Origin of the sequence: Vibrio sinaloensis DSM 21326, assembly GCF_000189275.1 — a bacterium.
Lineage (GTDB): Bacteria > Pseudomonadota > Gammaproteobacteria > Enterobacterales > Vibrionaceae > Vibrio > Vibrio sinaloensis.
Map to the genome: position 1 here is coordinate 44,747 of NZ_AEVT01000023.1, position 7,162 is coordinate 51,908.

Sequence of the window (7,162 nt, forward strand, 5' to 3'; positions counted from 1 at the left end):
ACTAGTTATCCCGCAGGCTCTGAATAAAAAGTGTTTAGTTGCGCCGTTGTTTAGATAAACAGCGACCGCCATTGCGGCGGTAGCTGTTCCAATCTGAAGTTTGTCAGGGTCAAACCTTAAAATACTTCAACTGATCATTGAGGTGCTCGGCGGTGTTGGCCATTGCTTGGCTGTCTTGTGCGAGCGATTGTGAAGCTTGGAGCACTTCGTTTGCGGCAAGATGGATGCCTGTTACGTTTTCATTCATCTCTGTGGCAACGGCACTTTGTTGCTCTGATGCGGCGGCGATCTGTGCCACCATATCGTTGGCGTTTTGCATTTCAACCACAATGAGATCTAACTGCTTACGAGTATTTTCTGACGATTCAACGCTTTGAGCGACATTTTCATTGCTTGTTTGCATCGCTGCGAAGGTTTTGTTTGCTTGTTCAGTCAGTTTCTCGATGGTGTGTTGAACCTCATTGGTTGAATTTTGCGTGCGGCTCGCGAGATTGCGGACTTCATCGGCAACCACCGCGAAACCTCGGCCTTGCTCACCCGCGCGCGCTGCTTCAATCGCTGCATTGAGCGCGAGCAGGTTGGTTTGCTCAGAGACGTCACGGATGACTTCCACCACGTTGCTGATTTCATTCACCCCATCTTGCAAACCACGAACCAAATCATTAGCGAGAGAGATGTTGTCAGAAACGTGCGCAATCGACTTTGATGTGACCTTCATGGCGTCATCGTTGACTTGAACGTGGTTAACTACTTTTCCTGTGCTCTCTGAGGTGTTTTCTGCGTTCGTCGCAACATCGGAAATTGTCGCGCTCATCTCTGTCATTGCGGTCGAGAGCAACTCTAGTTGGCTATGCTGAGAATTGACGCTGGTGGCGGCTTCTTCGCTGGCTTGAGCAATTTGACTTGCCATGGTGCTCGATTGAATCGCTGAGTCATGGGCGGTGCTGAGAGTCGCTTGCAGCTTGTCGAGCATCTTATCCATCTGTTTACCCATATCACCTAGCTCATCTTTACGTGAAAGGTTAAGGCGACCTCGCAAATCACCCGCGGCGATGTTGTGCATATGGGTGATGAGTTTTTCGAGGGGAGTAAGGATGTTGTTAGATATCACGTAACCCATCGCGAACAAAAGCCCTGTCAGGATAAGGGCTACGACGGTTTCTTTAATAGCCAGGGCGTAAAATGCTTCCTGAATATCAGAGACTAAAATGCCAGACCCAACAATCCATCCCCATTCAGGAAAAAGTTGCACGTAAGAAATTTTATCTTTTAATGCACCTTGGGGGCTTTTCCATCGGTAGTCTAGGAACCCCTTCTGTGCACCAGTATTTGAAATAGCCACCATCTCTTGCCAGTGATGCTTGCCTGCGCCATCGGTAAAGTCTTTGGCTGTTTTCCCATTCAGCTCAGGTTTGAGTGGGTGCTGAACGACACGTGTTTGCTGGTCAACAATCCAGAAATAATTGTTACCTTCATAGCGGATGGCTTCAATCGCTTTGAGCGCTTGCTGTTTTGCCGTTTCCTCTCCGAGGATTTGACGTTGATTATAGTAATACTCAGCCAAACTGATCACAGACTCGACCTGAGCCTGAAGTTTGTTTTGGCGCTCCTGCATCGAAGAGTCACGTTGTTGCAGCAAGTTGTATGCGCAAGCCATTGCGATAAGAATTGCCGACAATAAGACAATCGACGCGAGTTTGGATTTTATTGTTAGGTTACTTAGTTTCATTATTGATCCGATATTATTGTTCTGACGTCACCGCGAACTTTACCAAGGATCCGTTTTGTCTAAATGATAGAGTTCATAAAACCACACTGTTCATAAGTTTTCATATCATTAAGGTGCATTTGATCAAATATTGCCGAAACAAGAACCAAATACGGTAAATTTTTCATGACGTTACGCATGTTTTTATATCAGGTGGAGTGTTGTTCAAAGCACCCAAAAGCCGTTGGGAATCTTGTTATCAAGCACGGCAAAAGACAGGCAAAGCTCCACAAAAAAAGCCCCGATACTTCTATCGGGGCTCACTTCAGGAGTTGAACAAGGGGGTTATTGTTTAATCAACTCTTTAGCTTTCTTCATCGCTTCTTTGGTTGAACACTCAACCACATTCGCATTGGCAAAGCGGTGAGCATCTTTGACTTGGATATCGTGAGCCAGAATAACCAGTTTGGCGTTTGCGACATCTAGGTCAGTGATGCGATTTTGGATACCATTTTGACCTTGGGTTTCCACTTTGATTTTCAGACCCGCAGCCGCACCTGCCTTCTCTAGCGCTTTGGCGGCCATAAAGGTGTGTGCCACGCCTGACGGGCAACAAGTTACCGCGACGATGTCGTACTCGCCTTCACCTGCTGCAGGAGCTGCTTGAACTTGTGTCGGTGCTACTGGTGCGATGTCGTCTTCTGCCTCTTCTTCAGCGACAGGTTTCCAAAAGCCAACAATAACTGCCGTGGTGAGTGAGCCAAGCGCGATGCCCACTACGTACATTGGGATATTGCTTGATACTGGTGCCGTGATCAGGCCGCCCCATGGTGCGTGTAGTAGAACGTCGGTTAGGAAGCCGAACACACAGCCCACGATACCACCTGCAACGATGGAAGGAAGAACGCGCATAGGGTCGTTGGCTGCGAATGGGATCGCACCTTCAGAGATACCGATAGAACCCATGATAGCGGCTGCTTTACCAGCTTCTTGCTCTTGTTTAGTGAACTTCTTCTTAAATAGGAAGGTAGCCAGTGCCATACCTAGAGGAGGCGTACAGATAGCAATGCCCACACCACCCATCAGCCATGGTTGAGTATCGACTTGCGTTTGTGCGAATAGGGTCGCGACTTTGTTGATTGGACCGCCCATATCGAACGCCGTCATACCACCAAGAATCGTACCTAGCACCACTTTAGACGCCCCAGCCATTGAAGCGAGGAACTCGTTCATTGAAGCCATAAAGATCTTGATTGGCTCACCGATACCCCACAGTACGATACCCGCAGAGATAAATGTACCGATAAGAGGGTAAATGAAGTAAGCACCAAGCGCAGTCATGTTAGCGGAAAGAGGGATCTTCTTAAGTTGGAATACCACACCACCTGCGATAAAACCGGCGACGATACAGCCTAAGAAGCCGCCGCCCATGTCCGCCATAATGCCAGATGAGATCATGGCAGGAGCGAGTGCGGGTTTATCCGCAATCGAGTAACCAATGAAGCCACCCAAAATGATTGGGAACAGGACTAAGCCCTTGATACCGATATTGGAAATATCAGCCAGTAAACCGTCAGCTGGGACTGCACCTTTGCCTGATGCCATTACTGCTAGTGCCAGCAGGACACCACCTGCAACGATAAATGGCAACATATGCGACGTACCAAATAAAAGGTGGCCTTTCATGGTACTGAGAAGTTTTTTGAAATCGCTACCATTATTAGTAGCTTGAGCGGTTAGGGTACTCATAATTTCACGCCTTATGAATTAATTAAAATATTTAGAATTTGATTGTTGTCTTTCGCGTTATGGATATCTTCAATAAACTCTTCGCTAAATTTTCCGAACAATTCTTGAAGAACATAAATATGGTGATCCGCTCCGTTGTCGGGTGAAGCGATCATAAAGAATAAACTTGGATGAATACCGTCTTCATCGCCGTAGTCGATGCCCTCTCTCTTAATACCAACAGCGATGGCAGGCTCTGTGACTGCTTGGCTCTTAGCGTGCGGATAAGCAATGCCGTCCATGGAGGTCACACTTAGTGACTCTCGATTTTCGATGTCCGATAAATAGGCTTCTTTACTGCTGATTCGTTTATTGTCGAATAACATTTGTGCCAACTCTTCAAACACTTCTTTTTTATTATTTGCTTGAAGATTGCCATTAATTAAATTGACGTTAGTTAGTTGGGTGATCATTTTTATACTCATCAGTGCTTATGCAATGGAGATAATTTAATCCCTGTTTTAATGTTCTGAAATAGTAAAAAAATCGCAGTCACTAGACTTTTGTACCCGCTAAATTTAACTGTGATTGGCGTCATTATTGGCCTGTGCAATGGCTCACGAAATTGCATGCTCTGTGAATGAATTAAGAAATAAAAAAGCCCCGCGATCGCGGGGCTGAGCATTGATAGGAAAGGTGTCAATTAACTGTAGGCACGTGCAACGCGCCCAGCACAATCAATGAGGTAGTCTTTCGTGTAGGCGGGAATAAACACTGACTGGCCTTTGTCAATCACGCAGGTTTCACCGCATGGATGGGTCAAGGTCATGGCTTCGTCCAAAGGCAGCAAAATTTCCGCACCTTGGGTCGTCACCTTACGCCTTGCTGAACGTTGCAGAATCGCGAATCTAAAATCCTCGACTGGGATCGGATATTCGCTGATGTTGTCTTTCTGCACAGGCTCCAACAAAAGGCTCTCATGGGGCTTGGTTGCAAACTTGGTGCAGGCGATCAACTCTTTCACATCCATGTGTTTGGGAGTGAGCCCCGCACGCAGCACGTTGTCTGAGTTGGCCATAATTTCGAGGCCAGTGCCTTTAATGTAAGCGTGAGGGGTTTCTGCATCTAGAAACATCGCTTGGCCTGGGCTTAGGGTTATGACGTTAAGCAGCAGTGGTGCAAACAGCCCCACATCGTTTGGGTACTGGCGAGAGAGCTCGAGAATTAATGCGTAAACACCGTCCCCACTCAATTCGGCTTTAAGGAGTAGCAGGGTAAGTGCCATCTCTTTGCTCTCACCTTCCAGTGATAATAAGCCAGCAAAAAAACTCGCGAGTCCTTGGGAAGATTGATCGGCGTTAAGCTCGTTGACTAGCTGTCTAAGCTCGGGAATGTCTAGCTGGTGGAAGTGGCGCAAAATCTCGTCCACTGGTCTAAAGCCGTTCATCGCTGTGTAGTCAGTGAGTGCATAGACGAGCTCTGGCTTGTGATTCGGATCTTTATAGTTGCGATGACCCGCTGACAAAGGAATGCCTTGTTTTTGCTCCAACTCATAGCCATGTTCGGCTTGGCGTTTGTTAGGGTGCACTTGAATCGATAAGGCTTTGTCTGCGGCGAGAACTTTAAACAGATACGGCAGCTCACCGAATCGCTGCGCGACTTTCTCACTTAAAAACAAGCTGAGATCTTGATTGATCAAGTGAGAGAGCTTGGTCTGCTCGGCCCCTGTGTTCACCATTGAGCAGCCGTTGGGGTGGGCGCCCATCCAGATTTCGGCTTGTGGTTCTCCGCTGGCATTTTCAATACCAAATAGTTGGTTGAACGATGAAGCGCTACCCCAAGCGTAGTTTTGAATCACATTCGTCATGGGATAGAAAAAACGCTGCAACAATGAAGGCGTGTAGATCGGTAATTCAGACATGGATGTCACCATACGAAAATAGGCTTGGACGCGATGTCCAAGCCGAGATAGGGAAGGGAGGATTAAGCCGCGGCTGCGGTGTATTTCGCTTTACGTAGGTTTTTCAGAGCGATACACGTTAGTGCTGTAACACCCGCGCCTGCTGCCATACAAATAAGCGCCAGTAATGGGTGGTTCATTGCGCCAAGCAGCGCGACGACAGGGCCACCATGAGCAACACTGTTGGTAATGCCAAAAGAGAAGGCCATTACAGCAGCAACCATAGAGCCAAGTACGTTAGCCGGAATCACCGACATAGGATCTTGCGCCGCAAATGGAATCGCCCCTTCAGAGATGCCGACTAAGCCCATTGCACCAGCGGCTTTACCCGCTTCGATCTCTGATGATTCAAACAAATCAAATTTGCGACCAAGTGCCGTTGCGATAGCCATACCAAGTGGCGCGACCGGAATAGCACAGGCCATAGCGCCCATAAACTGTGTTTGACCGCTGGCAATCATGCCGACAGAGAATAGGAACGCGACTTTGTTGAAAGGACCACCCATGTCGAAGCCAGCCATACCACCCAAGACAATGCCAAGCAGTACCACGTTACCTGTACTCATGCTGGTCAGCAGTGCGGTTAAGCCATCCATTAGGCTTGCGATTGGCGCACCGATGACAAAGATGAACAGACCTGCGATAAACAGAGAGCCTGTGATAGGCGCTATCATGATCGGCACAAGTGGCTGAACGAATTTGTGGTAGTTGACCGAAGTAACGAATTTAACGAAGTAACCGACGAGCAGACCGGCTATGATGGCACCGATAAAGCCGGTACCCGCTTCAGCGCCGTAAAATGAACCGTTGTTGGCGATCCAGCCCCCAATGAGGCCTGGTGCAAGGGCAGGGCGGTCAGCAATGGCATAGGCAATATAGCCAGCAAGAATCGGGATCATCAGGGTAAACGCCACCACGCCTACTTCGAGAATCTGGTTCCACATGCTGCCAGCAGGAATCGCCATGCCTGCTTCACTTGGTTCGCCGCCTATTGCAAGGGCGAGCGCAATCAGCAGACCGCCCGTGACTACAAACGGGATCATGTGGGAAACGCCGTTCATCAAGTAGCGATACAAATCAGAGCGCGCTTGTGAGGCTTTATCGGCCACAGAGGCTGGGCTTGATGATGTTTCTGCTTGGTAAGCGGGGGCGTTGAGCGCTTGTTCGATTAATCCCTGCGCATCACGAATCGGCGCTTTTACATTGGTCTTAACCACTCGCTTACCAGCAAAGCGCGCCATATCTACTTGTTTGTCACAGGCCACTACAATCGCATCGGCGCGTGCAATTTCGTCATCTGTCGGGCTGTTTTTAACCCCGATAGAGCCATTGGTTTCGACTTTCACTTCATAGCCCATTGCATGAGCACCTTTCTCAAGGGCTTCTGCGGCCAAGTAAGTGTGGGCAACGCCTGCTGGGCAACCTGTAACGCCAATTATGAAGCCTTTGTTTGTGTCTAACTCTGGCGCTTCGTCGGCTTGTGGCTTGTGCAGCAGCAGCTCAAGCGCGTGTTGTGGGGAGCTGGCGTTAAGGAAGCTCTCCACAAAACCTTCTTCAATGAGTTTGGAGGAAAGCTCGGCCAATACTTCAATATGGTGGTTATCGCCACCATCAGGCGATGCGATCATAAAGAACAACTTGGACGGTTGCCCGTCATCTGCGCCGTACTCGATCCCTGCTTTATGAATGCCAATGACCACCGCAGGCTCTATTACGGCAGCGCTTTTTGCGTGTGGAATAGCAATGCCATCTTCAAACCCGGTATT

Annotated in this window: 5 protein-coding genes; all 5 read right to left on the bottom strand. The window is 48.5% G+C overall.

Annotated features, from left to right (window positions below):
- Positions 1–109: 109 nt before the first annotated feature.
- Positions 110–1,729, bottom strand: a complete 1,620-nt coding sequence (locus RH45_RS05585) for a methyl-accepting chemotaxis protein (protein ID WP_008074802.1) — start codon at positions 1,727–1,729, stop codon at positions 110–112.
- 324 nt (positions 1,730–2,053) lie between these two features.
- Entirely contained in the window at positions 2,054–3,457 is a 1,404-nt protein-coding gene (locus RH45_RS05590) for a fructose-specific PTS transporter subunit EIIC (protein ID WP_008074803.1), read from the bottom strand.
- Between the two features lie 11 nt (positions 3,458–3,468).
- Positions 3,469–3,909 carry a PTS sugar transporter subunit IIA gene (locus RH45_RS05595; protein WP_008074804.1) on the bottom strand — a complete coding sequence of 147 codons (441 nt, stop codon included), beginning with the start codon at positions 3,907–3,909 and terminating at the stop codon, positions 3,469–3,471.
- A gap of 230 nt (positions 3,910–4,139) precedes the next feature.
- The gene (gene manA, locus RH45_RS05600; RefSeq protein WP_008074805.1) at positions 4,140–5,357 is read right to left on the bottom strand and encodes a mannose-6-phosphate isomerase, class I; all 1,218 of its coding nucleotides are present in this window, start codon (positions 5,355–5,357) and stop codon (positions 4,140–4,142) included.
- Positions 5,358–5,419: 62 nt separating this feature from the next.
- A partial coding sequence (locus RH45_RS05605; RefSeq protein ID WP_008074806.1) for a PTS fructose transporter subunit IIABC occupies positions 5,420–7,162 on the bottom strand: 1,743 nt, incomplete at its 5' end.

What these genes read in the sequence shown, in the direction of transcription:
- RH45_RS05585 (WP_008074802.1), bottom strand. Translation starts at nt 1,729, where the DNA reads ATGAAACTAAGTAACCTAACAATAAAATCCAAACTCGCGTCGATTGTC.
- RH45_RS05590 (WP_008074803.1), bottom strand. Translation starts at nt 3,457, where the DNA reads ATGAGTACCCTAACCGCTCAAGCTACTAATAATGGTAGCGATTTCAAA.
- RH45_RS05595 (WP_008074804.1), bottom strand. Translation starts at nt 3,909, where the DNA reads ATGATCACCCAACTAACTAACGTCAATTTAATTAATGGCAATCTTCAA.
- manA (WP_008074805.1), bottom strand. Translation starts at nt 5,357, where the DNA reads ATGTCTGAATTACCGATCTACACGCCTTCATTGTTGCAGCGTTTTTTC.